Below are 26,007 nucleotides of genomic sequence, written 5' to 3'. Positions count from 1 at the left end.
GAAAAAAATGAAACAAATTAAATTAGTACTGATAGCCCTGATACTGATGATCTCACTGTCTTCTGTCTTTGCTGAAGATAATTCTGCAGCAGTATATCAATTGCTCGGTATAGATGCCCGTTCTAATGGTATGGGTGGAACTGGAACCGCGTTTTTGGATAATGTCTCAAGCGCATACCTGAATCCGGCAGTTTTGGCAGATGTTAAAACGATAGAATTTACTTCAGGCACAAGACAGAATATGGCTTGGGATAGAAATCATAATGCAGTTGCTTTAGGGTTTGTTCTGCCCATAGGTTATGTTGCCGCATCCTGGCAAAATGCTACTGTTTGTGATATTCCAGGATACGATGTTAACGGCAACCCTACAGGGGATTTTAGCAATAGTGATAATACAATAGCTTTAAGCTTTGCTGCCAAAATCTCCAAGCTGAATTTAGGCATCACGCCAAAGTTCTATCTCTCCAATCAAGATAATGATTCCGATACCGGTTATGGATTAGACCTGGGATTTCTCTATCATATCAATCGCTATTTTAATGTGGGAATGGTAGCCAGGGATTTAATTGCTAGTTATCCGGGAGAAGAAGATGATATTCCTATAGAGTTCATTCCTGGAGTTGCAGCTTATCCTATACCGGGTTTGATTATTGCAGCAGACCTATCTGGTCGCGATAATTTCAAGGACTCAAAATTGCGTTTGGGAGTTGAATATTGGCTCGGCGTAAGAGATGATGCCGAAGTTGGCTCCAGTTTATCCGGAATTCGTATTAGAGAGAGTACAACCTGGTCTGATATCATATCCAAAGTTCAAGCTGGAATTCGTGCCGGTGTTAATGATGGCGCTTTCACTGCTGGTGCCGGATTGCGGTTTAAGATGTTGGAACTGAATTATGCATTCCAGATGGCGCATGACGAATACTTGAATGATACTCATTCAGTATCCCTGTTACTGCGTTTCTAAAACGCTTGTAACCAGGATATCTGGTTTGCAATAAAAAAAGTTGTGTGTGGTTTTCCCCTGAGAATTTTTTCTCAGGGGAAGCCCTCACATTAGAGGAGATATAATGAAGAAACTAATAATCGGGTTGGTAATCCTCCTGTCTTGCCAGTTTGCTCTCGCAATAATAACTGATAACATCTATTATGTAAATGCCCGGCAATATTTTGAACTGGGTAATTATGCTTCCGCCAAACAAAATCTGGATATGATTCAAGCACCGGATAATCAAGATCCTGAATATGCTCTGTTGCGCGGGAAAGTTCATCTGGCTTTGGGAGATTACAAACAAGCGCATATTTGGCTTACTGAATACCAAAATAAATCACTGGGTACAGATCCCTTAGTGCAGAAAGATTTGCTTCAGATGCTATATGAGGTTGCTCTGTATCAAGAACAAACATCTGTTTCGGTATCTTTGGGGAAACTGAAAGGTAGCATCAATACCAGTGATTCAGAATATGCTCCGGTATTTACTCCAGACAACAAATATATGTATTTCAGTTCACTCCGACGCAGTGATTTCGGGAAAGAGAATATTTTTCTTTCTCAGCAGCAGAATAATGTTTGGAGTGAAGCAATTGAAGTTACTGAACTTTGCACCGATTATAACGAATCGTTGGGTTCCCTTTCTCTGGATGGCAATACTGCTTATTTATTTGGATACTATTCCAAAGATACAACGAATGGAGATATTTATCAGACGACTTTAGATAGTAAAGGACGCTGGACCAAACCAATAATGATTAAGGAGGTCTCCAGTAAATATTATGATCTGCAGCCCTTTGTCTGGCGTGATAAAGTTATGTTTTTAACCAGTAATCGGGACGGAGACCATAAAAACTATGATATTTATGTTTCCGAAAATATAAACGGAATCTGGACAACTCCTGTTAGTGTAGGTGATATTGTTAATACATCTTATGACGAACAATCGCCTTTTTTAAGTCCGGATGGTAAGTATCTTTATTTTGCTTCTTTCGGACATAACAGTTATGGTGGTAATGATATCTTTGTTTCCACAAGAATAGGCAATTCCTGGACGGAATGGAGCAAACCGGTAAATATGGGTCCGATAATTAATTCCGTAAAAGATGATCGTTATTTTGTTATTGCTCCTGATGGCAGAACCGCATATTTATGTTCCAATCGTGCCGGTGGTATGGGGCAGGAAGATATTTATACAATAGATCTTGGCTTGCTGGATAAGATGAAAGAACAGATCGTTTTACTTACGGGAGTTAAGCCAGCTGAGGAGAAGCCGGTTGTTCCTCAGGCATTTAAAGAACTGAAAATCAGCGGTGTGGTTGTGAGTGATAAAAATCAACCTGTGAAAACAGATATTATATGGGTTTATTATCTTGGTGATAAAACATTTATGCGTATTATCGGCTCGGATGAATTAGGAACTTTTTCTTTTACCCTTCCCGGGGACACCAAAGATATTGCTTTTGAGATCAATACTCCCGGATATAAGAAGACAACAGGTAAAATTGAAATTCCACCCGATAAAAATGAGATATTTGTAAATATTACTCTTCCCGTAGAAACAGGAATTGGTGAAGGTGGAAATCTTGCTATTAACGGTAAAGTTCTGGATGAAGAAAACAATCCAGTTCCCTGCAGTATTCGTTGGAGCTATGTTTTTGAGGGCGAATTAACCGAAGTTATTGTAGAAAGCAATAATGAAGGTGTTTTTAAACTCTATACACCTATAATGGAAAAGCTTAAATATAGAATTGAAGAGCCCGGCTATGCAGTGCGGGAAGAAATTATAACTATTCCTAAGAATGTGAATAGTTATGATACAATTATTCGTTTGGTTAGATTGGGGAAGGAAGTTACACTTAACGGTAAGGTCTTTGACGATAATGATAATCCTTTAGTAGCTATGGTTGCTTGGATTTATGAAAGTGAAGATGAAATCATTGAATACCGGGTTGTTACTGATAGTAACGGTGATTATAGCATTTCGTTACCGCGTGTGCCAAAATTGCAATATCGTGTTTCCAAACCCAATTATCTGCAGGTTTCCGGGGAAATAAATGTTCCGGAAGATCAGCAAAATATCACCAAAAATTTCCGTTTGTCCAAATTGGAAAAAGAAGCTGTCTTTGAACTGGAGAATGTAGAATTTGAATTCAATAAAGCAGTTCTTACGCCTAAGTCCCTGGAAATCCTGAAACCGATTTTAGCTACGATGAAAGAAAATGAAACACTGGAAATTGAACTTTCCGGACATACCGATAATATCGGTAGTAAACAATATAATCGAAAACTTTCCGAAGCCCGCGCTAAAGCCGTTGCCGATTACTTAATTAAAAACGGTATTGATCCCAAACGCATTAAAACAGTCGGCTACGGATTTGATAAGCCAATTGCTTCCAATGATACACCCGAAGGAAGACAAAGAAATCGCAGAACCGAAATGAAAATCCTGGGCATTGAATATATGGAAGATACCTACGAAGATATGGAAAAAGAATTTACCCAGGCAGAGAAAAAAACCCGAGTAGTGAAAACTGTTTCCAAGGAGTCAGCTTATGCAGTTACGCAAACTGGAATTCCCGCTTCTTTGGAAAACCAGTTTAAAACTATGATTCAACAGACCCTGGCGAATAAAAAACAATTCAATGTGAAAGTTGACCTCTTCCTTGATAACGGGAAAATTCAGTCCGCTAATGTGCGTGACCTTATGGGAAACCTGGAGGAAAAAACTACCGAAGAAATTGCAGATATGATGCTGGGATGGAAAGTTCAATCCCAAGGAAGAAACATTTATTCCTTTACTGTGAAGAAATAACCTTCCGGTAGCTTAATTTTATTGAAGAATCCTGAAGCTCGCTTCGGGATTCTTTTTTTACTGGACAGGGAAAATATTGTCTCATTCAGATTACACAGATAATATGGATAAAAAAAGAGGTGCAGGCGAAGAAAAAAAGAACTCTCACCGAGAGCACGGATTATACAGATAAAAAAGAACAGTAGGGACAAAAAAACCAGGGGTGATACCAGTTCTTGAAGGTAAAATATCCGTTGTCTTTCTGCACTTGATGCGGAATCCATTTTAATAATACAATATTTTAGTATGGATTCCTACTTTTGCAGGAATGACAAAGGTATGGATTCCATATTAAAAATGCAATCATTCTTTACAGGAATGACAAATAATTCTTTATTAAAAACAAAATTCACTATCCGCCCTTAGTTAAAAGTGTTAATCAAGCGTTCATCTAACCTTAATCAAGCGTTAACAATTAACGCTTGATTAAGGTATGATAAACTTTAGATTGAGGGTTTCAGGAAAGAGCGAAATGCGCTGCAGAAATGATTTTAATTTATTATAAAAGTGACTGTTATAGAGGGTATAATGTAATTCTTGTATGATAATTATATTGTCAATCCTGCAGAATAAGGATTTCATTTCGGGTCTGTCATTCCTGCCAGGACTTTTTAGTATATATCTTTCCCCAAAGGAAATTATATTAGAGTTCTACGAACTCTCTGGGAAATTGGAAGTTGCCAACCCATTTTCTCCCCACTGCGTTTTTGGGATTTATTTCAAGGGTATTATTGGAATAACAAATAAAAAACTCCCAATGGCTAACTTGTCATTGGGAGTGGTTAACGAATAAACAATTATGAATGTTGTTTACTGATTACTTTAGCAGGATAAGTTTTCCGGTTTCACAGAGGTTTTCACAGAGGGTGCGATAGAAATATATTCCGTTTCTTACGGGTTTGGCATTTTCATCTAAAGCATTCCAGCCGATTTGAGCTGAGCCATTTTGGTCTGTTTTGGTTGTCAAACGGTTTATCAGCTGTCCTTTCAAATTATAGATTTCAATAGTAACAGGACGATTGGCTTTACCGAAAATTTGGAAATTAGTTGTTGCCTTGAAAGGATTGGGGTAAGCACTAACGCTTTTCAAAGCCGGAGCAAGCTCATCGCTATTAGGCACATTCACATTAATCGTAATGGAATTGGAAGGATTGGAAAAAATTAGGGGATAAGTAAAAATGGAACATACCCAATAAGTATGCGAGCCATCAGGAACATTTAGATCAACATACGAAAGTGAATCGGGATTCATTAAACTGTATAGAGCTGTTCCATCGCGGTAAATACGATATCCGCTGAAGACCTTTCCCTGATAATGAATGGGTTTTTGCCAATGCAGGGTAACAGTATTGGGAGGAGTTAAAGTTCCTGTAAGATTTTGAGGTGCAGGCAAATCTTCAATAGGAATTGTAGGAGGACTTAAAACAGGAGTTCCTTCCATACCGTGCTGGTCAACAGGAGTTATCTGACAGGCAATTGGATAATCCATATCTTCAGGTTGAATAATATAGGTTTGTTGAACAGCATTTTGAATCATCTGGGGCTGATTATTGAACATTCTCATCCATTGGAACCTGCTATTGCCTTCAACATTGCCATCGGGATCAGAGAAATCATAAAGAACCGTAAGCCCCTGGTAAATTACCGGTGGACCTACTATTATCAAATTGCTGACAGAAGGAGGCGCATTAAAAAAACCAGTTCCGGAAAGGGGAATTTGCACTATATTGAAACCACTCAGATTGCTGTTGAGTGTTAAAATTCCCGTATATTGAACAGCAGAAGCAGGAACAAAATTTACATTTATAGTGGTAGCTTGATAAGCCGCAATACTAAAATTGGTTTGTTCAGGAATAAAAACAGGATTGGATGAAGAAATTGTGCCTGTTACAGTAAAATTAAAATAGTTATTTATAGTAAAAGACAAGCTGCTGCTTCCGCCAATATAGGTTTCAGGGAAATTAAGTTCTGTAACAGAAATAGGATTAATACCTAAGAGTTCAGGCAAAGAATATTTAACTCCTTGCAATATTTCTTTGGTAGCATTATTCTGCAGAAAAAGAACTGCCTCACAGGAATTTATATCCCATTCAGGATTAAATATTCCAGTAAGATTATAGGTCTGCTGTTCACCAGTTGCAAGAGTTACTGCTGTTCCGCTTTGATTGGGCAACATTAAACGGTTTACGAAATTCAAATGTGTTTGACCCTGCCAGGAATATTGAATATGTGATTGGGTAATAACACAATGCAAAAGCACATTAGTATTGGTATCAGCTTCCGGCTTAGCAACCGTAGCGGCAACAGTTAAATTATTTCCAGTCAAGTTTCCAGTTGCCGAAATAGTATATTTAGAAGGAACAGCAATGCGGGAAGTTACTCTGGGAAGGTAATAAGAATACATTGATTGAGTATGATCACCACCCACCACAGCATTTAATCCGTCAAAATAAGCAGTAGGAACGCCACTGGGATTGTAATAACTATTTCGGGCATTAGAATAGACATTAGCAAAGCTATCACCTGTATGATTTTCAATAATTGCGGCTGGTTGACCATTTGCAATTAAGTCATCAGCACCCATAGCAGCTCCAGGACAATAAGTACACCAGGTTCCGGTAGCAATTTCCACTACAACCAAATTTCGGGGAACTGCCAAAATAAAGAGCAGAACACTGGTAAAAACGAGGGTTAAGAGAATTTTTTTCATTATTACTCCTTATATTTAGTTAATTGAAAAACATTGTTTATCCTCTCCAGGGGAGTAGATATGCCTTAATTTCTTCGTTGTAATAGCGGTCTGTCATAGTTGCTATAAAATCCCGCACTTTTTCAGCCGGCGAGAAATTCTCCAGGTATTCAGGAAATTTGTGGTCTAGGAAATGTTTGAATATCTTAGATTCCCGATTATTTTCCTGGATGTCATTTAAGTAAATATCAAAAAGGATAGGCATAGTGCGGTAAATAATGGAATTTGATTTTTTCACATTTTCATCGGTGTAGATTCTTTTGTAATTGAATTTCTTCAAAGCCAAAAGATGCTCACTGGTCTCTTTGTCAAAAGCAATGAAATCTTGCTCATAGCTATTTACAATCACGCTTTTGATGAGGGTTTCTATAATCTGACTATTGGTATTGCCCAAATAAGTAACCTGCTCTGCAGGAAGTTCATCGCGAGTAAGAATATTAAAACGAATGGCATCCTCTATATCCTGTCCAATATAGGCAATTGTATCGGTAATACGAACTACACACCCTTCCAGAGTTGCAGGCATAAATTGAAGATCCTGCCCGGCTTTTTTGGCATAAATGTAATTCTGAATATCCTCCTCGGTTTTATTTGTTTGAGGAATTAACTGGGTGTTATGCACTTCTCCGTCGTGGGAAATGATTCCATCTCGCACTTGAAAAGTTAAATTCAGTCCTTTTCCCTTGCGTGAGATATGATCCACAATATGTAAACTTTCAATGTTATGATGAAATTCTCCGATACCGTTTTTTTCACAACATTGGGAAAGAGCAGTTTCTCCATCGTGGCCAAAAGGACAATGCCCCAAATCATGACCTAAAGCTATCGCTTCAATCAACTCCGTGTTTAACTTCAAATATTTTCCTATAGTGCGCGAGATTTGAGAAACATAAGCAATGTGCAGATTACGATTGGTCATTTCTTCATCAATCATATTGGTGAAAGAAAAAACCTGTGTTTTTCCATGATACCTGCGATAAGCGCCACTGTAAAGGATTCTATCTCTATCCACCGCAAATTGGGAACGCATAATATCCGGTTCTTCTTTTTTGCTGCGCCAGGCATTTGCAGAATGAAATGCGCGTTTGCCCAAAGTGCTTTCGTAGGAAGCTCTGATTTCGTTGAAGATATCAGTCAGTTTATCATTCATTACTTTCTCCCTATTACTCTTTAATGATATAATATTGCAAAAAGGTCTGCTGTCAAGAATAACTTGAAATCTTTATCAACAACACGGATTAAAAGGATTTTTAAGGATTCATAGGGATTTTAATTTTTCCATTCTTAATCAGAATTTAAAAGGGCTAAAATAAATATTGACAAAATGATTTGATATAATAATATGTAATTTTATGAGATTCATAGGAAGGTTACGGAAATGCTTTATACATTACCCGATGGCAGAAAAATTGATTTGGCAAGGGTAGAGAGTATCTCTAAAATTAAAGAATATGGGCAAACAGGTCAGATTATTGAAGAGCAATTTATCGGATTTGCTATACATTTGAAGAATAATGAAACAATTGAAATTAAAGATAAATACCATTACAGTGATTGGGCGGAAGTTAAGATACGACTGAGTAAATTGCGAGATGATATAATAGCTAAATGGGAGAAAGTCCAAAAGAAATAGCCGTGTTTGTTTTGTATTAATCGGGTGGTAAATTCATTTTTGCTGCTGAGCATTTAGTTCTCTACAATAAGTATTCCTTTTACTTTTGCCCAATTGGAATTTTTCCACTTAATACTTTATCCCTCCTGTATTGTTAACCTTCAGAGCTCTTGGACTTTTTCATAGACAAATAAGCTAACCCTGTTTTTTTGGTTAATAAATTAAAAAAAGGATTTATTTATGGATACCGATGCGGATAGTCCGCTTACTAAAATACGCAATATTGGTATAATGGCTCATATTGATGCCGGGAAAACAACAACTACGGAACGGATATTGTTTTATACAGGTTATCTGCATAAAATGGGTGAAGTGCATGATGGAAATACATTTACGGATTGGATGGAACAGGAAAGGGAAAGAGGAATTACAATCACTTCTGCAACAGTAACTTGTTATTGGAATACCTATCAAATAAATATTATTGATACTCCGGGTCATGTAGATTTTACAGCAGAAGTAGAACGTTCCTTACGGGTTTTGGATGGAGCAATAGGTATATTTTGTGCAGTTGGAGGTGTGGAACCACAATCAGAAACTGTCTGGAATCAGGCAAATCGTTATCGTGTTCCTCGTTTAGCATACATAAACAAAATGGATCGGGTAGGCGCAGATTATTTTCATACCATACAAATGATTAGAGAACGGCTTACGCTCAATGCTTATCCTGTAAATATGCCAATGGGTAGGGAAGAAAACTTTGAAGGTGTAATTGATTTAATCACGATGCAGGCATATTATTTTGATCCTTTAACCTTTGGCTATGAAGTGAAACAGACAACCATTCCGGAAAAATATCTGGAAAGCGCAAAAAGTATGCGGGATGAGCTTTTAGAAAAGGTTAGCGAATTCAGTGATGAATTACTGATGTTGTTTTTAGAGGGAGAAGAAATTCCTGTAAGTGTATTAAAAGAGGCAATTCGCAAAGGGACAATCAGCAGTCAATTTGTCCCGGTTTTTTGTGGCAGTTCCTTAAAAAATAAAGGTATTCAGCTTCTTTTGGACGGAATTTGTGATTTTCTGCCTTCACCTCTTGATATTGGAGATACACAAGGTTTTGAACCCGTAACACATAATCCTGTTAATATTAGTCCTGATCCCAAAGGACCTCTGGTAGCTTTAGCTTTCAAAGTGCAAATAGATAAATATATTGGACGCCTTGTTTATATCAGGGTTTATTCCGGAACCTTGAAAAAAGGCGGTTCCTTTGTAAATCAGACGAATGGCAAGAAAGAAAGAGTTTCGCGTATTCTGCAAATGATGAGTAACCGGAAAAACGATTTGGATTGCCTTCATGCAGGTGATATTGGAGCTATTGTAGGTTCCAGATTTCTAATAACGGGAGATACAATTACCGACGGTAACTTTGAAGTTTTGCTTTCCAAAATGCATTTTCCAGATACTGTAATTTCTATGGCTATTGAACCCAAAACCAAAGCGGATCAGGAAAATCTGGATATTGCCCTAATGCGTTTGGAAGAAGAAGACCCTACTTTCCGTGTGCATACCGATAAAGATACGGGACAGACATTGATTTCAGGAATGGGCGAATTGCATTTGGAAGTTATTGTAGATCGTTTGCGTCGGGAATTTGGTGTTGCAGTAAATCAGGGTAATCCCCAGGTTTCCTATAAAGAAACGATTACTAAAGAAGTAGAAGCAGAAGAAGTTTTCCAGCGTGAACTGAATGGCAAGGGAAATTATGCTTATGTAAAATTCCGCTTAAGTCCAATTGCTTTAAAAGACCTGCCGGAGGATGCCAAAAACATCTTTGTAAATAAAATAAGTGAAGATAAAATCCCGTCGGAATTTTGGAAACCTATTGAAGAAGCTGTTTTCAATGCTTTGAATGATGGACCTCTCATTAGTGGTAATGTAGAAAGAGTGCATATAGAACTTATTGATGGGGATTATAACCCTGTGGATTCCAATGAACTTGCCTATCGCATTGCAACCGGAATAGCTATCAGTAAAGGGCTTAGAGATGCCTCTCCGGTAATTATGGAACCTATTATGTTGCTTACAGTAATAGCTCCTGATGAATTTGTAGGTGATATTTTAAATGATATCAATGCCAAACGGGGGAAAATAGAAATTATGCGTCGGGATAATGAATTTAAACAGGAAATCGTGGCAGAAGTTCCTCTTTCCGAACTTTTTGGTTATGCAACCCGCATTCGTTCTTTAAGCCAAGGCAGAGCTATATATACTTTGGAATTTAAGAAATACGAGATTTGTCCGGTGCAGATTCAAAATGCCATTCTGAAAAGAATTCGCGGTTATGTAGAATAAATCCTTGACAGACAAAAGGATATTTTAGATAAAGAAATTAAAAGGAGGTTATAAAGATGAACATTGAACTTTCCCTTGATGGCAAGGTCGCTAAGATGAAGATTGATGGTATCTTAAATAGCAAAAATGCTTATTTGCTTCAGGAAAAATTAACTGAAGTTCTTAATTCTGATGCCACTCTTTTGGAACTTGATTTGCTGGATTGCCGGAATATAAGTTCTACAGGGATTGGAAAAATTTTGTTGTTTTACAAGGATTTTATTACCAAAGGAGGAGAAATTGAGGTGGTTAGAAGTTCCAATAGCGTATATGAGTTATTTTCTATGCTCAAACTAAATCAATTATTTACAGTTAATCTGGGCTGAAATGAAACACCGCATTCTTGTAGTGGATGACAGTAGTTCCCTTGTTTTCAGCTTGTCCGAGTTGCTGAAATTTAATGGTTTTGAAGTAGAAACAGCTCTCAGTGGAACGGAAGCATTGCATAAAATTGAAACCGAGGATTATGATCTCGTAATTTGTGATATTGAAATGCCAGGTATGAATGGTCTGGAATTCCTTTCCCGCGTGCGCAGGGATTATGAAAAAGAAATAGCTTTCATCTTAATGACAGGTTATGTGGATAATGAATATTTCCTTGAGGCAATCCGACTTGGCGCTTCGGATTTTATTCATAAGCCCATAGACAGTAAACAAATGATGCGTTCCATTCAGACCATTCTGAAACGCAAGAAAAAACGGAGCGATTTCAGCGAGTTTTATAACAACCTGGAAAAAGCGGAGTTTCATTTTGAACTTGATCCGCGGAATTTCTCCAAATTTGCTGTTTCGGAGGTCTTTCACAACTTTCTGCGCCAAAATTTTGACCTTACCCCCAATGTGTTAAACGAAATTCTGATTTGTATAGATGAAATGGTTTACAATGCTTATATTCATGGAACTCTGGGCTTAAATGTTCAGGAACGGGTTATGGAACATAATGCCCTGCAGAAAATAATAAATGAACGCCTGCAACAACCTGAAATTGCCTCTAAAAGAATGCGTCTTTATTTTTCTCTTTGTTATAAAACACAAACAATCAAAATAACCGTTGAAGATGACGGACCCGGCTTTGATTATGAAACCTGGATAAAAAGGGTTGCCAATGAGCCCAAACTGAATCTGGAAGAAAATGGCAGAGGAATTGCGATGCTTTATCATCTTTCCGACAAACTGGAGTTTGACAGAGAAGGCAGAACGGTTACTATCAGTAAAAAACTGCCCATAAACAATAAAAAATGATTTTACAGGAGTTGCTGGAACAGGCAAAAAGTTTAGCTTTAGCCCAAAATATTCCTGAGACGGATTTCTGGTTTTTAATATCCTATTATTTGCATCTCAGCCGGAGTGAGATTATTTTATCCCGACAACGGATTTTAACTGACTGGGAAGGGGAAATAATTGGAAATGCCTTCAGCCGTTTGGAAAAAGGAGAACCACCTCAATATATAACAGGAACTGCTTATTTTTACGGTTTAGACCTAAAGGTTAATCCTGCAGTTTTAATTCCCCGTCCGGAAACGGAACGGCTGGTGGAATTGACAATGGAAAGATTAAAAGGAACGGAAAGAATTTTGGATATTGGCACAGGTAGTGGTGCTATTGCTATTGCCTTAAAACATAATCTACCTTCTCTAAATGTTTCTGCTACGGAGATAAGCTTTTCGGCATTGGAAACAGCTAAAAAGAATGCTGAAATATATCGGGCAGATATTCATTTTTATTTGTCCGATTGTTTTCCTCCTGTTAAACAGAGTTATGAAGTGCTTATTTCCAATCCTCCTTATATCAGTAAAGCAGAAATTGCTACTCTAAATTCCAGAATTAAAGATAAAGAACCCGTAATAGCTTTGCAAGGTGGAGAAGATGGACTTGATTTTTACCGTAAATTACTCTCTGAAAGCTCTGAATACCTTTCCGAAAACGGTTTTTTAGCTTTAGAGCATAGCGATACCCAAAAGGAAGCAATTATGAACATTGCCCGAAAAGAGGGCTGGACAAAAATTGAGCCCTTAAAGGACTTGACCGATAAGGATAGATACCTGTTTATTTACAGGTAAAAAGGATAAAAAATGGAACGATTTATTATTGAAGGAAACCGTAACCTTAATGGCACTATTTATGTAAGCGGAGCCAAGAATGCTGTTTTACCTGCAATGTCTGCCTGTCTTTTAACTAAAGGAAAATCGGTGTTGCATAATGTTCCCGATTTGATAGACATCAAAACGATGTCCCATTTATTAAGAATAATCGGAGCCAGAGTGGATTATGAAGATGGCAGTATGAGTATTGATTCCCGGGATGTTTGTTTTCCGGAAGCCCCTTATGAATTGGTCAGCAAAATGCGCGCTTCCATTTATGTTTTAGGACCTCTATTAGCGCGTTTGAAAGAAGCCAGGGTATCTTTTCCTGGTGGCTGTGCCATTGGCACCAGACCTATTGACCTTCATTTAAAGGCAATGGAAACCCTGGGAGCCGAAATATCCGTTGATTATGGCTATATTAATGCCAAAGCAAAAGAACTGAAAGGCGCCGATATCTATTTTACCAAATCCAGCGTAGGAGCTACAATTAATGCTCTGATGGTAGCTGTTTTGGCGAAAGGGAAAACAAGAATATTTAATGCTGCAATGGAACCGGAAGTGGATTCCACTATTGACCTCCTAAACAAAATGGGAGCAAAAATAAACGGTAAAGGGACTACTACTCTGGAAATTGAAGGTGTGGAAGAACTCATTCCGGTAGAAATGAATATGATTCCCGATAGAATTGAAGCCGGAACTTTTCTCATTGCTGGTGCTCTTAGTAAAACCCCTGTTACAGTAGCTAATTGTGAATCGGCACATTTAACCGCAGTTCTGGAAAAATTACGGGAAAGCGGTTGTGAACTGGAAATTGAAGATAAAGCCATAACCGTTATTCCACCTTTTTCCATTAAGCCCGTAAATTTAATAACTCTTCCTTATCCCGGTTTTCCAACCGATTTACAAGCTCAATTTACCGTTCTTATGTCTCTGGCTGATGGGGTTAGCTTTATTGAAGATACAATTTTTCCTGAACGTTATATGCACATTGCAGAATTGAATCGTCTGCAGGCAAATATTAAAATTGAAAGAAATATAGCTGCCGTTAAAGGCGTGAAAGAACTTAGTGGAGCAGAAGTTATGGCTACAGACCTGAGGGCAAGTGCGGCTCTTGTTTTGGCAGGTATGGTAGCTAAAGGCACTACTATTGTTTCCAGAATTTATCATATTGACCGCGGTTATGAACATATAGAAACGAAACTGAATGCCATTGGAGCAAAAATTACCCGCGAAGAAGTGTAGCCGGAGGACGCTGTTCCTCCGCTAAAAATTAAAAAGCGGAACTACGGTAAACTCCAACTACATAATAAAGTTAGGACTCATAGCTACTATGTTGGAAGAATGAAAAATGAAGCATAAATGTAAATCGGCAGTCAGAATAAGATTTACAATGGAACTTGCTATCCCCGAATGCATTACTTACCCATTGCTTACCCAATACGGATGGCATTAGTAATGGGTAAGCAATGGGTGAGCAATGCTATTAGGGAAGGCAGTGGAAAACGGTATAATAGCTTGGAATATAAACAAATATATAGTTAATGCCAAAATAAACAGTAAAATTCAGCTGTAACAATCGTGAACCCTTGGGTTGCCAAATTCCGATTCGGTAAATACGAAGGATAAAGTTTTTTTAGATAACTATATCATCTGTAGCAAATCGGAATTTGCCAACCCATTTTTGCTTTAATTTCCGTATTCAAGATTAACTCTCACCCCAAGCTCTAAAGCCGTTTTTCCCTCTTAATCTCAAGACCTTTTTACTTCTTGACCTCTTTGCTTCTTGACCTCTCTACTTATTTCAGCAGCACCATTTTTCGTTGTCTGCTTTCTTTTCCGTTACTTAGCCGGTAAAAATAAACTCCGCTGGAGACCTGGCAATTCGTTTCATCCGTTCCATTCCAGACAAAACTATGCTGTCCTTTTTGCAGCGCTCCATCATAAAGGGTTTTTACCAATTGCCCTTTTATATTATAGATATTGAGTTTTAAGGAAAGGGCAGGATCTTTCAAAGTGAAGCTGATTGTAGTTTCAGGATTGAAGGGATTGGGATAATTCTGGTGTAAAATCAAACTTTGCAACGGGGGTATTGTTACATCGGTAACAGGTGTTCCATTACCCAATTTTTGAGCATAAAGTCCCAAAATTTCGGTTTTCCCGCTGGAACGTCCATCTGCCCAAACAGTATATGCTTTGTTATTCAGAATAGCAGTTTGAGGTTGATATTGTGATTTAGAAGCATTACAAAGAACATTGCCCTGAGGAGCTCCAATCATTTCTCCATTTTCGGTGATGTATTTATAATAAAGGTCACTTTCTATATTCAAAAAATCAGCCCAGGAAATAAGATAATTACCATCGGGAAAATAAACAAGACAGGGGTCTGATTGAGCGGAATCTCTTTGAACAACATAATAGCCGCTATTGGTCCATAAAGGTTCACCCGGAAAAGAATATTTCTGAGCCATTATATCATTCATTCCGTTTATGTTTTCACACCAGGCAAAAGTTATGCCACTGCTATTAACAACAATAGATGCCTTTTCCTGTTCTTTTTGGTTATCGTTAAGATTAACCCCTACCGGATTCCATAAATAAGTTCCGTTTTCCGCAATATGCTGTCCCCAATAATTCTGTATATAGTCGTTACGTAAGTCCCTCCACATTACAAAAATGCCTTCGGGTGTCTTATGAGCTTTCGGAAATAGTTGAATAGCATCCCAATCGTTATAATTAGAGGTTTGAATTCCTTCTTCCTGCCATCCATCCATAGCGGAACCATCTTCTGCCACTCTTTTCACCCAAATAGTTTGTGTTGCCAGAGCGGGATTAATTCTATGCCAAACATAGTAATTATCTATCAGTTCATAAAGAGTGCACTCATTTCTTAAATCACTTTGTGCAAGGGTAGAAATTAGTATTCCATTCGGTCCCCACATTTTTTGTCCGTTATAAATTCGCTGTCCGTAGATATGATAAAAGAAACTGGTTTCCACTTGATCGGAACCCGACCAGCCAAAATATAGGGAACCGTTATAGTAACTTACTTTCGGGTCTTTTTGCCTTAAAGGACTATTAACGGTAAGTTCCATACCCTGCTCTCCCCATAATCTTTCTCCACTGGCACTAAGAAGTTGAGCATAAACCTTAGGATTATCGCCTCTGGCATCTTCCCAAACTATGGCAATTTGGTCATCAGGAGTTACAACTGCACTGGGAGTGGATTGTGATCCTCCCACGGAAACAGTTACAGGATGTCCATTGGGTTCAAAATCAATACTGCCATCAGGATTAAGAAACTGGAAAAAAAGACGATAGCCATCATTGGCAAAACGGGTATCCTGCCAAATAATAACAACATCGGAACTGCGTTTTAAAATCAAATAATTATCTAAAGGTGCGTCTCCACTTAAACCCCAAAAGACCTCAGCTCCATTTACTGCCAGAAGAACAGTGCCTTCATAAGTAAGCGCTTGATAATAAATACCGACACTTCCATTACGAATATCCATCCAGTTGATGAAAACAATATTATTACTTACTTTAATTAAACTGCCGCTTTGTTCATTGGGAGCTATACAAATCGCCTTGCCATTCGCTTCCCATAAAGCATTTCCACTGGCAGAAAGATGCTGGGCATAAATATCTACATTGGGAGCATTTCCATTTCTTAAATCATCCCAAACAACAAAACAACCGCCATTATTATCAGAAGCCAGACGAGGACCTACTTGAGCAAATTCTGCCGTGCATAAAGCAATTCCCTGTTCACTCCATTGTTTGATCCCGGAAGCAGAAATCTTTTGCGCAAAAAGATCAGGATTCTGTGTGTCCAAACGAAAATCTTCCCAAACAATGATTACTCCATTATCGGAGGTTTTTACAATACGAGGATTCACTTGAGGCCTCGCAAGCCCGTTTTGATCACTGTAAACTATTAAATAACTACCCCAAAGCAAATCCCCTGCCAGGTTAATCTTTTGGGCATAAATATCGGTATCGGCACTGCGTTTATCCGCCCAGGTAAAAACAAAATTGCCATCATTTAGAGCAGCCATTCTAATGTCGGATTGACTTCCTTCCGCTTCACTGATAACTAAAGTATTTTGCCAAACCATAGTTCCATTGGCATTAAAACGCTTGGCATAAAGATCATCATTACTTGCATAACTGTGTGTGTAGGCAATAATCATCCCTCCCTCGCCATCAGGAAGCATTGTATTTTGCATTTCATCCCCCAAGCCATTGGCAATAGGAATTCCGTTTACTATCCATAAAGGACTGCCATTTGCAGAAAGACGCTGTCCAAAAAGGTCTTTACTCGGATTACGACTATCCACCCAAATTATATAAACACCACCTTCATTATCGGGCTCCATATTTAGATCAATCTGCATTCCCGCCAGAGTACAAACAGGAACTCCGCCTTCCTGCCAAAGCAAATTACCCTCTCCATCTATCTTTTGAGCATAAACATCGCCATCCAAATCGGCAGAAAAATCAATCCAGGCAATAACATAATTATTATCACTGGTTCTGGTTATTACAGGGTCTTCCTGACGGTCTGGCTTGCCATCTATTAAAACCGGCTCTCCCCAAACCATATTTCCTGCACCATCAACTTTCTGAGCCCAAAGGTCTCGCTCGCCAAGTTTTGTATCAGACCAAACATATATGGCTCCACCATCTGTGGTTTCTATGCCAGTCCGAAACCATTCAATATTCACCCCTTGACGAATTGCCACTGCTTCAGTCCATTCCAAGGTGGCAAAAAGCCCTATAGTAAGCAGGGCAAAACAAAGCACTATCGCTATCTTCTTCATTTCTATCTCCTTCTTTTAATAAAAAAACTATTTTTTATACCGCTTTTGGGCTATAATACATGGAAGAATATAACCTTTCACTTCAAATGCATCTCTCTAATCATCCTCTGCCTCAATGCTGAAAAACATTTCTGCTTTAACAACTGAAAATATATTCTCTACCAAGCATACATTTATGCAAGAATTCTTCCAAACAAGTTTATATTGTAAGGGGATAAATAAGCTTTGACAAAATGAGCTTGCCTAAAAAAGTGGTAAAACTTGCCTGAATAGACAGGTAGAAAGCGATGTAAGATATAGAAATTATGTTAGTTGATAGAGGAATTACGAGTTTAGGTATTGGATAATATATGAGGTTATGGGAAATAAAAATTATCAGGTAAGAGGATATGGTAAGTGCATAGCCGCAAGGGATATGCAGAAAGAGGAAAATTAACTGGAACAAGCAAAAAAAAGAGAAGAGAGAAAAGTGTTTTCTAAGCTAATATTAATCACAGGAAATGCGAATCGTCCTTTGGCAGAAGAAGTTTCCCGACATGCGGGAATTCCTTTGGCGGATATTGATTTATTCAAATTTTCCAATGACGAATCGTTTGTAAAAATCAATGACAATGTGCGCGGAGCTGATGTTTTTGTAATTCAGCCGACTTGTTATCCTGTGAATGATAATTTGATTGACCTATTAATTATTATAGATGCCTTAAAGAGAGCTTCGGCACAGCGGATAAACTGTGTTATTCCTTATTATGCTTATGCGCGTTCCGATAAAAAGGATCAGCCCCGAGTTCCTATTACAGCAAAGCTGGTAGCGGATTTAATTACTATTGCAGGTGCGCACAGAGTTATTACTGTGGATTTGCATGCCGATCAGATTCAGGGTTTTTTTAATATTCCTGTGGATCATTTATATGCGATTCCAACTTTTGCCCGTTATTTTAAAAGTATTATGCCAATGGATGATATAGTTGTTGTTTCTCCCGATTCCGGAGGTGCAAACAGAGCAAGAGCTTTGGCAAAGCGTTTGAATTGCACTTTAGCTATTGGCGATAAACGCAGAAGTGGAAATGAAGATAGAGCCGAGCTCTTAAATATTATCGGTGAAGTAAATAATAAAACGGTTATTTTATTTGATGATATTATAGACACGGGCGGAAGTTTGATTAAAGTAGCTAATGCCTTAGTAGATAAAGGAGTTAAGAAGATTTATGCTGCTTGCACACATGGTGTCTTAAGCGGTAGTGCAGTATCTGATCTGGAAGCGTCTCCAATAGAGAAACTCTTTATTACTAATACAATACCTCTTTCAGAAGAGAAGAAACAATGCACCAAAATAGTGCAGTTGTCTATTGCCGAAATGCTGGCAATAGCAATTAAGAAAGTGCACATTGAAGAATCAATCAGTGTTTTATTTAGATAATAAATGGAGGAATAAATGATATTTAACCTGAAAGCCACTCCCAGAAAAACAATCAGGAAATCTGATTTGCATACCTTGAGGGCGAGTGGAATGATACCTGCCGTAATCTACGGACCTGAACTGGAAAGTATTTCTGTAAGCATTCCTAAAGGGGATTTTACGCAGCTGTATAAGAAAAGTTTTGCGGAAGTAAGTTTCTGGGATATTGAATTAAATGGTGATCAATTTCATACGATTTTGAAGGATAAGCAGATTCATCCTGTCACCAGGGAAATGTTGCATTTGGATTTTATGGTTGTTTCTGCCGAGGCAATTATTGAAGTGGAAGTTCCGATTATTATTACAGGAGAACCAATTGGAGTTAAAGAAGGTGGAATGATGGAAATCGTGCAACGCAATGTAAAAATCTCTTGTAAGGCGAATGAAATTCCTGATGAGTTGACTTTAGATGTAAGCAATTTAAAAATTGGTGAGTCACTTCATATTCGCGATCTTCCCAAAGGTAACTGGGAGGTAAAAGAACACAGCGATGTAACATTAGTAGCAATTCACGCTCCCAGAGCGGAAGTTGTAGAAGAAAAACCTGCTGCTCCTGCTCCTGAGGAACAGACAACTCCCGAAACAGAAAAATAATGCTTATTTATGAAGCTCATTATAGGACTTGGAAATCCGGGAAAGGAATTTGCCAACAACCGTCACAATCTGGGTTTTATCTGTCTTGACCGTTGGGCTTTAGGCAGAGAAAGGAATTTTGCCAAAGGTGATGTTTTTGATTATATTGTTCTTAAACGAGCTGTTTTGATTAAACCCAAAACCTGGATGAACCGTTCTGGTGAAGCAATAAAACAGGCATTAAAGCAATGGATAATTTCTGAATATATGGTTATTTATGATGATATAGAACTGCCTGTAGCCAAAATTCGTATTCGTCAGGGAGGAGGAGATGGCGGCCATAATGGCATAAAATCCTTGCTTGCAGTTATACCCCCTGAAGAGCTGAAAAGAATTCGGATTGGAATTGGCAGAAACAACGAAATTGATCCCCAAAATTATGTGCTAAGCGATATTTTACCCGAAGAATGGGAATTGCTGAATCCGGCTCTGGACCAGGCGGGTAAATTTATAGACCTTTATATAAAGTATGATTTCAACGCTGTGTTGAATGAATATAGTATCTGGAAAAAATCTTGTTCCGGAGCAGAAAGTTCCGGAATCGTAAGTCCAAAGGAGGAAAAATAGTGACAAAGGATTATGAACTAATGGTGATTTTAGTTCCCACCTTAAGTGCGGATGAAGCTAATGCTATAAATGATAGTTTAATGGCTTTGGTAACCGAAAACGGTGGAGAAATCATCAAAATTGACCCTTGGGGCAAGCGTATGCTGGCTTATCCCATTAAAAAATTCAGAGAGGGCTATTACTTTGTGGATTATTTTAGAGTTGACAGCTTGGTTATTAAGAAACTAAAAGCACTATTCAATATTAACGAAAACATTATTCGCTACTTATTTGTGGCAAAGAATTGAGGAGAAAAAAATGGCTGATTTGAAAGTACCGCGTTTAAACAAATGTATCTTTAGCGGCAGAATCGGTAACGATGTAGAACTGAAATATACCCCTAAAGGAACCCCTGTAGTTCGTTTTGTTGTTGCCTGTGATCGTCGTTACAAAGATGAAACCGAACAATGGCAAACTGCAACCAGTTGGATTGACTGTGTAGCTTGGCGTAAATGGGCTGAGTTTATTGCCAATCAAACTCACAAAGGAAGCGCCGTAATTGTGGAAGGAAGAATTGAAACTCGCAATTGGACAGACCAAAACAATCAAAATCGCAAAACTACCGAAGTGATTGTAGATGTTCTTCATTCCCTGGAATGGAAACCTCGCGAAGAAGGAGTTACACCGCCAAATGAAGAAGTTCCTCTTCCAGCAGAAGAAACACTCCATCACAATACTACAACTGATGATGTTCCTTTTTAGAGGTAAAGAATGAATACTACCGACAGAAAGAAAAAATATACCCGCAAAAAATACTGCAGGTTTTGCGCCAATAAAGAAATTCAGATTGACTATAAGAATATTGATGTTCTGAAACCTTATATCTCAGAAGTAGGAAAAATTGAGCCGGCACGTTTGACCGGAACTTGCGCCAAGCACCAAAGGAAGCTTACAACTGAAATTAAACGTGCGCGTCAGATGGCATTAATTCCTTATGTAATTGAATAAATGCCGATTTATCCTGTCATCTTTGGAGCTTTATCACTATTAAGTCCTTTTCTGGGTTTAATTCTGTATATGCTCTATGTTGCCAAAACGGCTGAGTTGAATTTAACCAAGCCCTTGCAGGCATTTATAATGTTTATTCCGATTCCGGTGCTGCTGTTGATTTTTGACCCTCAAACAAGTACTCGTTTAATGTGCTTGGATGCCATTTTAGCAGTGGGTTTGCCGGTTTTGGTTTTTCTAATGGTGCTAAAACACAATCATATTCTCAGCAATTCCTTTCTGGCAGCATTTTTAGTAATGTTTGCTTGGGGAATGCTGAGGTATTATTTATTCAAAACCTATCAAGACCAGCTTTTTGAACAGGGAATGCAAGTGGTGAAGGATAAAATGCCGGCTTTGCTGAATAATGATTTGTTGCAGCAGACCTTACCTTTCTGGAAGGGAATAATACCTTCTATTTGGGTTATTTCACAAGCAATTGCCTGGCTGATCGGATTTCTGCTTTTTGAGGGAAGGTTACAAATACCTAATAGGATTGAGAACTTAAGGTTTCCGGTATATTTTAACCTGCTTATCATTGCGGTCTTGCCCTTATATTTTTTTGACCAGACGAAATTGCTGTTTTATAACCTGTTGCTATCCTTGTGCATAATTCCCTTTTTTCAGGGAGCAGGTTTGGTTTGGCAGCGTTTGGGAATGATTTTTTCCAACCGTATAATCAGCGGCTTATTTATGCTTATAATTGTTCTTTATGCCAATATTCTCCTGGTTCTGTTGGGCTTTGGAAATATGTGGTTTACAAAAAGAAATATAACTCCTGGAGGTTACACGGAATGAAAGTTATTATGTTGAAAACAATAGAAAAAGTGGGAAATCAGGGTGATGTTGTTAATGTTAAAAGAGGATATGCCAGAAATTATCTTGTTCCCCGCGGCTTTGCTTTATATGCAACTCCGGCAAACTTGAAAAATCTTAATGCTATTAAAAATAAGCTTGCCGATGAAGAGCAAAAATTGACCGAAGAATTAAAAAACCTTGCCGAAAAAATTGACTCCACGAAACTGGTATTTATGAGAAAAGTTGATGAACACGGTACTATGTTCGGTTCCGTATCCGAGCTGGATATTATCCGTAGCTTGGAAGAACAGGGAATTAATATTCAGAAAAATGACCTGGAAATGGACAAACATTTCAAAGAACTGGGCGAATTCCAAGTGCCTATTCATCTGCGGAAAGATATTGTGTGCACGCTTAATATTTCTATTGAGCCGGAACAATAGTAAAACCGGGAGGTTTTTATGTCCGATTTATGGTTTAAGATTAAACAAATAATCACTTTGGTAGTGTTTGTTGCGGTTTTATCCCTATTGGGTATGATTAGCGGCAGACCCATTATGATTGTTGCTTATGGTGTATTTTTTCTGGTGGTGGTAGCCATTATGTTTTATATGACGCGCAAGCGTCAGCGTCATTTTGAGAAGGTTAAAGGGTCGTCTCAACTCTTTAGAAAGATTTTTGGAATTCTTCTAATGATTCTGGCTTTAATAACTCCACCGGTAATTATTTTGCGCACCAATTTGATAACTCTTCCCGAGACGGTAAAATCAGGAGCCGCATTAGGAATTGTAAGCGGAATTACGGTTCTGTTTATTGTTTTAACATTATTGGCTGTTTATTTCATTAATTATCGTGGCAGTCAGGTCAGCAACAGAGTTATCGGTTATATTCTTTATTTTATAGCGGCTATTGTTCCGGGATTTTTAATGAGCAGAGTGGAAAAGACAACCATTGGCATCGGTTCCGTATATTATGTAGCGCTGATTGTTTTAATCCTTTCCTACAGCGGTTACGGGTTATTATCCAACAAGGAATAATCAGCTTTTAACGGGACATTATAAGTTCACCGAAGTGTTTTATCTTCGGTGGAGAGTTTTATTTTAGCAATGGCTTTCAGCTCTTTTTCCCGGCTTTCCGAAAACCTTATCTACCGTTTAGGCGGAGATAAATACCGGTCTTTTATCCATATTTATCTTTCTTGGAGCAAGATAGTTGGCGAAATTCTGGCTTCCCAATCGCATCCTGTAAAAGTGGAAAACGGTGTTCTTTTTGTTGCCGTTCAAAATAACACTTGGATGCAGGAACTTATTCTGATTAAAGATGATATAATTGCCAAATACAAATCTATCTATGAGGAGGAGATTGCTGATATTGTTTTTCTTATCAGCAGTCCCAAACGCAAATGCAAAAGACGCAAATAGCCCCTTCACTCTTAGCAGCGGATTTTGGAAATCTTGATTCCGAAATTACTTCTCTGGAAGCCGCTGGAGCCGATATCCTGCATTTGGATATTATGGATGGTCACTATGTGCCCAATTTGAGTTTCGGGTTTCCAGTAATTAGAACTATTCGTTTTTTAAGTAAGCTGCCTTTGGATGTTCATTTAATGGTTACCAATCCGGATTTTCATATTTCCCTTTTGCTGGATATGGATGTGCAATGGGTCAGCTTTCATCAGGAAACATTTTATCATAGCCACCGGCTTATTCAGACATTAAAAGAAAAAGGCATTAAAGCCGGGTTGGCATTAAATCCTGGAACTCCCATAGGAACTTTGGAAGCTCTTTTGCCTGATTTGGATTATATTTTGGTGATGAGTGTAAATCCTGGTTTTTCGGCTCAGGACTTTATTCCTTCTGCCATCTATAAAATTTGGGATTTATATAACCTGCGGAAAAAGAATAATTACCGCTATCTCATAGAAGTTGACGGGGGAGTTACTGCCGCTAACGCTAAAGCATTAAAAGAAGCGGGAACCGATATTCTGGTTTCTGCCTCCTATATTTTCAGCAGTCACGATTATAGTCAGGCAATTTCCGCTTTAAGAAATGCCTGAACATATTAAGGATCAATAATGTTTGAAAACCTATCTGAACGCTTGGATAAAATTTTCCGTAACCTGCGGGGAAAAGGATATTTAACCGAAGATAACATAAAAGCGGGTTTGCGTGAAGTCCGAATGGCGCTTTTAGAAGCCGATGTAAACTTCAGAATTGTGAAGAATTTCATTGCTGAAGTGGAAAAACGGGCTTTGGGTGTAGAAGTTATGAAGTCCCTTACCCCGGGTCAGCAGGTTGTAAAAATCGTTTATGAACAGCTTGTTAACCTTATGGATACGGAAGGTTTTCAGTTTAAGGTCTTCAACAATCGCCTCACTAAAGTTATGCTGGTTGGTTTGCAGGGTTCAGGAAAAACAACTGCCTGTGCCAAACTTGCCGCTTTTTACCGGAAAAAAGGCATCAAACCGATGCTTGTTGCCTGTGATGTTTACCGTCCTGCAGCTGTTGATCAGCTTAAAATTCTGGGTAAACAAATTGGCATTCCCGTCGTTTCCGAAGATACCAAAAATGTTCTTAAAATAGCGGATTCCGCTTTATCTATGGCAGATAAGGAAATGGTTAATCTGCTTATTTTTGATACTGCAGGCCGTCTTCATATTGATGAACCGATGATGGAAGAAGTGGCACGCTTGAAGACACATATAAAACCAGATTATATATTTTTTGTGGCAGATGCAACAACCGGACAGGATGCCGTTACAATTGCCAAGGAATTTTACGATAAACTTGCCTTTGATGCCGTTATTTTAACTAAACTGGATGGCGATGCCCGCGGTGGAGCAGCTTTATCCATTAAAGCAGTTACGGGAAAACCGGTTGCTTTTGTCGGCATCGGGGAAAAAATCAGCGATCTGGAAATTTTTTATCCCGATAGAATGGCAAGCCGTATTTTGGGAATGGGCGATGTTTTAACCCTTATTGAAAAAGCCGAAGAAGCAATAGATATGGAGGCGGAAGAAAAACTTGCCCGCAAAATGCTGAAAAATCAGTTTACTTTAAATGATTTCCTCAAACAATTACAAAGCATCAAAAAAATGGGTTCTCTGGAATCAATAATTCGTATGATTCCCGGCTTGGGACGCAAACTTCCCGCCGATTTGAAAATTGACGATAAAGCACTAAAACATATAGAAGCAATTATTCAATCAATGACCGAAAAAGAACGCGAGCATCCTGAAATTATTAACGGCAGCAGACGTCTCCGTATTGCTAAAGGATGCGGACTTAGCGTTACGGAAGTTAATCGCTTGTTACGCCAGTTTGAAGAAATGAAAAAAATGCTGAAAAAAGTCAATACCCCTCAGGGAAGAAAACATATAGAACGAATGATGGGAGGAAATAGACCGGAAATTTAATCAATAGCTTCGTGATGAACAGGATTACCCGATTTTGAATGCTGAATGAAAAATAAAGAATCAATATAAACAGGAAACCAGTGAAAACTAATCAAATTTAATGTCTTTCATCTATGAACTCCCAAAAAGCAATACAATGAAAGAGAAAGAACGCATAAAATACCTTTTCCGTTAAAACGAGTTCCTGCATAACTCTTTCCAGGGTAATGAGATAATGGCTCTCTGATGTTCTTCTTCACCGGGTTAAAACCCGTTGTTAATACCTGTCGTTCCTATGAAACTTATTTCCTAATAGAAGTATAGTTTTGTGGTTTTTCTCCTCTTGCGCTGGGTTAAAACCCGTCGTTATCTAACTGCCATCTCTATAAGATTTATCTTATAATATAGGGTTTATGAATATTAAAACTATATAAAATATGAAGTTACAGATATAATATTTTCTTCTTCCCCTAAATTTTCCTAACTCCTATTATCTAAATATAATTACATATTCTTCCTTAATAGCATTGCTTACTCATTGCTTACCCATTGCTAATCCCATCCGTAATGGGTAAGCAATGCTTTAGCAATTCAAGCTGGAAAAAGCTGAGATACCTTGAAAACAGTGGACT

General features: G+C 38.2%; 23 protein-coding genes. 20 read left to right on the top strand and 3 right to left on the bottom strand.

The window, feature by feature from the left end; genetic code table 11:
• Positions 1–7 precede the first annotated feature (7 nt).
• Both CLOAM_RS07640 and CLOAM_RS07635 read left to right on the top strand, forming a co-directional pair.
• Positions 8–964 carry a PorV/PorQ family protein gene (locus CLOAM_RS07640; protein WP_015425321.1) on the top strand — a complete coding sequence of 319 codons (957 nt, stop codon included), beginning with the start codon at positions 8–10 and terminating at the stop codon, positions 962–964.
• A 103-nt stretch (positions 965–1,067) separates the two neighbouring features.
• The gene (locus CLOAM_RS07635; RefSeq protein WP_015425320.1) at positions 1,068–3,803 is read left to right on the top strand and encodes an OmpA family protein; all 2,736 of its coding nucleotides are present in this window, start codon (positions 1,068–1,070) and stop codon (positions 3,801–3,803) included.
• A gap of 856 nt (positions 3,804–4,659) precedes the next feature.
• Here CLOAM_RS07635 and CLOAM_RS07620 read toward each other — a convergent pair.
• Positions 4,660–6,552, bottom strand: coding sequence for a T9SS type A sorting domain-containing protein (locus CLOAM_RS07620; RefSeq protein WP_015425318.1), 1,893 nt, complete (start codon positions 6,550–6,552; stop codon positions 4,660–4,662).
• A 37-nt stretch (positions 6,553–6,589) separates the two neighbouring features.
• A complete protein-coding gene (locus CLOAM_RS07615) occupies positions 6,590–7,741 on the bottom strand; it encodes a deoxyguanosinetriphosphate triphosphohydrolase family protein (protein ID WP_015425317.1) in 1,152 nt (383 codons plus the stop codon).
• A 228-nt stretch (positions 7,742–7,969) separates the two neighbouring features.
• Between CLOAM_RS07615 and CLOAM_RS07610 the strand changes: the two genes are divergently transcribed.
• From CLOAM_RS07610 to murA, 6 genes are all read left to right on the top strand, one after another.
• Positions 7,970–8,224 carry a hypothetical protein gene (locus CLOAM_RS07610; RefSeq protein WP_044279081.1) on the top strand — a complete coding sequence of 85 codons (255 nt, stop codon included), beginning with the start codon at positions 7,970–7,972 and terminating at the stop codon, positions 8,222–8,224.
• Positions 8,225–8,443: 219 nt separating this feature from the next.
• Positions 8,444–10,555 (top strand): elongation factor G, encoded by a 2,112-nt coding sequence (gene fusA, locus CLOAM_RS07605; protein ID WP_015425315.1) that lies wholly within the window; start codon positions 8,444–8,446, stop codon positions 10,553–10,555.
• Between the two features lie 56 nt (positions 10,556–10,611).
• The gene (locus CLOAM_RS07600; protein WP_015425314.1) at positions 10,612–10,920 is read left to right on the top strand and encodes an STAS domain-containing protein; all 309 of its coding nucleotides are present in this window, start codon (positions 10,612–10,614) and stop codon (positions 10,918–10,920) included.
• A gap of 1 nt (position 10,921) precedes the next feature.
• Positions 10,922–11,836, top strand: coding sequence for a response regulator (locus CLOAM_RS07595; protein ID WP_015425313.1), 915 nt, complete (start codon positions 10,922–10,924; stop codon positions 11,834–11,836).
• A complete protein-coding gene (prmC, locus tag CLOAM_RS07590) occupies positions 11,833–12,654 on the top strand; it encodes a peptide chain release factor N(5)-glutamine methyltransferase (RefSeq protein WP_015425312.1) in 822 nt (273 codons plus the stop codon). The genes CLOAM_RS07595 and prmC overlap by 4 nt, the downstream gene beginning before the upstream one ends.
• 12 nt (positions 12,655–12,666) lie before the next feature.
• The gene (murA, locus tag CLOAM_RS07585; protein WP_015425311.1) at positions 12,667–13,920 is read left to right on the top strand and encodes a UDP-N-acetylglucosamine 1-carboxyvinyltransferase; all 1,254 of its coding nucleotides are present in this window, start codon (positions 12,667–12,669) and stop codon (positions 13,918–13,920) included.
• Positions 13,921–14,474: 554 nt separating this feature from the next.
• Here murA and CLOAM_RS07580 read toward each other — a convergent pair.
• Complete coding sequence (locus CLOAM_RS07580) at positions 14,475–17,501, bottom strand: FlgD immunoglobulin-like domain containing protein (RefSeq protein ID WP_015425310.1); 3,027 nt, start codon at positions 17,499–17,501, stop codon at positions 14,475–14,477.
• Between the two features lie 469 nt (positions 17,502–17,970).
• Between CLOAM_RS07580 and CLOAM_RS07575 the strand changes: the two genes are divergently transcribed.
• From CLOAM_RS07575 to ffh, 12 genes are all read left to right on the top strand, one after another.
• A complete protein-coding gene (locus CLOAM_RS07575; RefSeq protein WP_015425309.1) occupies positions 17,971–18,918 on the top strand; it encodes a ribose-phosphate diphosphokinase in 948 nt (315 codons plus the stop codon).
• A 15-nt stretch (positions 18,919–18,933) separates the two neighbouring features.
• Positions 18,934–19,551, top strand: a complete 618-nt coding sequence (locus tag CLOAM_RS07570; RefSeq protein ID WP_044279080.1) for a 50S ribosomal protein L25 — start codon at positions 18,934–18,936, stop codon at positions 19,549–19,551.
• A gap of 9 nt (positions 19,552–19,560) precedes the next feature.
• Complete coding sequence (gene pth, locus CLOAM_RS07565) at positions 19,561–20,157, top strand: aminoacyl-tRNA hydrolase (RefSeq protein WP_015425307.1); 597 nt, start codon at positions 19,561–19,563, stop codon at positions 20,155–20,157.
• Positions 20,157–20,444, top strand: a complete 288-nt coding sequence (gene rpsF / locus CLOAM_RS07560; protein WP_015425306.1) for a 30S ribosomal protein S6 — start codon at positions 20,157–20,159, stop codon at positions 20,442–20,444. The genes pth and rpsF overlap by 1 nt, the downstream gene beginning before the upstream one ends.
• 10 nt (positions 20,445–20,454) lie before the next feature.
• Positions 20,455–20,898 (top strand): single-stranded DNA-binding protein, encoded by a 444-nt coding sequence (locus tag CLOAM_RS07555; RefSeq protein WP_044279079.1) that lies wholly within the window; start codon positions 20,455–20,457, stop codon positions 20,896–20,898.
• Between the two features lie 9 nt (positions 20,899–20,907).
• On the top strand, positions 20,908–21,144 hold the full coding sequence (rpsR, locus tag CLOAM_RS07550; RefSeq protein WP_015425304.1) for a 30S ribosomal protein S18: 237 nt from the start codon (positions 20,908–20,910) through the stop codon (positions 21,142–21,144).
• On the top strand, positions 21,145–21,981 hold the full coding sequence (locus tag CLOAM_RS07545) for a hypothetical protein (protein WP_015425303.1): 837 nt from the start codon (positions 21,145–21,147) through the stop codon (positions 21,979–21,981).
• Positions 21,978–22,424: a 50S ribosomal protein L9 gene (gene rplI / locus CLOAM_RS07540; protein WP_015425302.1), complete on the top strand. Its 447-nt coding sequence runs from the start codon at positions 21,978–21,980 to the stop codon at positions 22,422–22,424. Before CLOAM_RS07545 ends, rplI begins: the two co-directional genes overlap by 4 nt.
• 18 nt (positions 22,425–22,442) lie before the next feature.
• A complete protein-coding gene (locus CLOAM_RS07535; RefSeq protein WP_015425301.1) occupies positions 22,443–23,018 on the top strand; it encodes a hypothetical protein in 576 nt (191 codons plus the stop codon).
• A gap of 69 nt (positions 23,019–23,087) precedes the next feature.
• On the top strand, positions 23,088–23,402 hold the full coding sequence (locus CLOAM_RS07530) for a DUF721 domain-containing protein (RefSeq protein ID WP_044279078.1): 315 nt from the start codon (positions 23,088–23,090) through the stop codon (positions 23,400–23,402).
• The gene (gene rpe / locus CLOAM_RS07525; RefSeq protein ID WP_015425299.1) at positions 23,384–24,037 is read left to right on the top strand and encodes a ribulose-phosphate 3-epimerase; all 654 of its coding nucleotides are present in this window, start codon (positions 23,384–23,386) and stop codon (positions 24,035–24,037) included. The genes CLOAM_RS07530 and rpe overlap by 19 nt, the downstream gene beginning before the upstream one ends.
• Positions 24,038–24,055: 18 nt before the next feature.
• Entirely contained in the window at positions 24,056–25,396 is a 1,341-nt protein-coding gene (ffh, locus tag CLOAM_RS07520; protein ID WP_015425298.1) for a signal recognition particle protein, read from the top strand.
• Positions 25,397–26,007 lie beyond the last annotated feature (611 nt).

It is taken from the genome of Candidatus Cloacimonas acidaminovorans str. Evry, assembly GCF_000146065.2.
In the GTDB taxonomy this organism is placed as follows: domain Bacteria; phylum Cloacimonadota; class Cloacimonadia; order Cloacimonadales; family Cloacimonadaceae; genus Cloacimonas; species Cloacimonas acidaminivorans.
This window is presented reverse-complemented; position numbering and strand designations above follow the sequence as displayed.